Annotated in this window: 1 protein-coding gene; it reads right to left on the bottom strand. The window is 61.7% G+C overall.

Translation table 11 applies throughout. The features are described 5' to 3' along the window. Positions 1-338: 338 nt before the first annotated feature. Positions 339-1,460 carry a DmpA family aminopeptidase gene (locus tag PMI21_RS11165; RefSeq protein WP_033064073.1) on the bottom strand — a complete coding sequence of 374 codons (1,122 nt, stop codon included), beginning with the start codon at positions 1,458-1,460 and terminating at the stop codon, positions 339-341. Positions 1,461-1,599: the final 139 nt, after the last annotated feature.

The raw sequence follows: 1,599 nt of genomic DNA, 5'->3' as shown, positions 1-1,599 counted from the left end.
GCAGCAGTCGTCAAACCAGAGGTTGCGGTGTGTCAGGCAGACCGCGTCAGCCGGACTTACGACTGCTGCGCAGCCGAACGCAGCCTCGCAAGCTCGACAGCTGCTACAGATCGCATTACCTGAGCAGCATTTTTAGGGGCGCTGGAATTTTTACAGGCAAAAAAAGAGCCTCAAAGCTCTTTGATGGGGAGGAAGTAGAGCCCAGAGGCTCAAGATGCGCATGAAACAAGTGGTGGGCTTATTGGGGTTCAGTTCACCCACCACCTACGCAACGGCCTAAACCTCCAACCGCTGCGTATCACTATCGTAGGAAGCCGCGGTTTAGCACTCAAGTACCATTAGTCTGCTGCCCCCGGCCAACCGGCCTGGCGCAACGCCTTGAGCAAGGTGTCGGCGTCCAGACCGGGCACGGTATGACCGTTGCCTTCGGTGGTGTTGGCGGCGAGCAAGGCATTGATGATCGCTTCTTCCACGGCTTCGGTGGCGGCCAGGAACAGTTCGCTGATGTGGTCGTTGTTGACCATGCTCAGGTGGTCGCAGGTGGGCGCGCCTTTGCCTTGATAAGCGGCCGGCGGCACGTGTTGATTACCGGTGGCGAAGGCCACGAAGATGTCGCCGCTGTGGTCTTCGTTGCCGCCGCCGGTGCGGGCCAGGCCGAGGCTGGCACGTTGCGCGAGGCGTGTGCATTGGTGCGGCAAAAGCGGCGCGTCGGTGGCCAGGCAGACGACGATGGAGCCCATGCCCGGGTGCGGCAGGGAAGCTTTGAGGAAAGGCGAATCGGCCTGTTCCATGTACCGTCCCACCGGGTAACCATCGACGCGCAACTCGTTGCGAATGCCGTGGTTGGCCTGGACGATCGCACCGACGGTCCAGCCTCCCTGCGCTACGTTCAGCCGTCGCGATGCGGTGCCGATCCCGCCCTTGAATTCATGACAGATCATCCCGCTGCCGCCGCCCACGGCGCCTTCGATGACCGGGCCGCCGACCGCTGTACGCAAAGCTTCGGCCACATGTTCAGGGCGCACATGAAAGCCGTTGATGTCGCTGAGCAAACCGTCGAACGTTTCCAGCACCACCGGCATGTTCCAGTAAAGACGCCCGTCGTCGGGCTGGTCCTGACGATCCAGTTCAATCAGCGCATCACGCACTACGCCCAGGCTGTGGGTGTTGGTGAAGGCGATCGGGCTGGTCAGCAGGCCGGCCTCACGAATCCACTCCAGCCCCGTGGCATCGCCATTGCCGTTGAGCACATGGACGCCGGCGAAGCACGGCTGTTGATTGGTGGAACCGGCACGGGGCTCGATCAGCGTGACGCCGGTGTGAATGTCGCGACCGTTGGCGGTGCGACCTCGCACATTGCTGTGGCCGACCCGTACGCCGGGCACATCAGTGATGGCGTTGAGGGGGCCGGGTTGCAGTTGGCCAAACTGGATGTTCAGATCGCGGGCACGTGGTTTCATTGTTTCTCTCATCTTCAACTTGTTCAAAAAATGGCGGCCTATCGACCGTTTCAGTAGCAGCTGTCGAACGCCGCGTTCGGCCGTAGCAGCTGTCGAGCTTGCGAGGCTGCGTTCGGCGGCGAAGCCGTCGTGAATCCGG

This window comes from Pseudomonas sp. GM18 (assembly GCF_000282195.1).
In the GTDB taxonomy this organism is placed as follows: domain Bacteria; phylum Pseudomonadota; class Gammaproteobacteria; order Pseudomonadales; family Pseudomonadaceae; genus Aquipseudomonas.
Note: the sequence above shows the minus strand (reverse complement) of the source record. Positions and strands in the feature narration are given on the sequence as shown.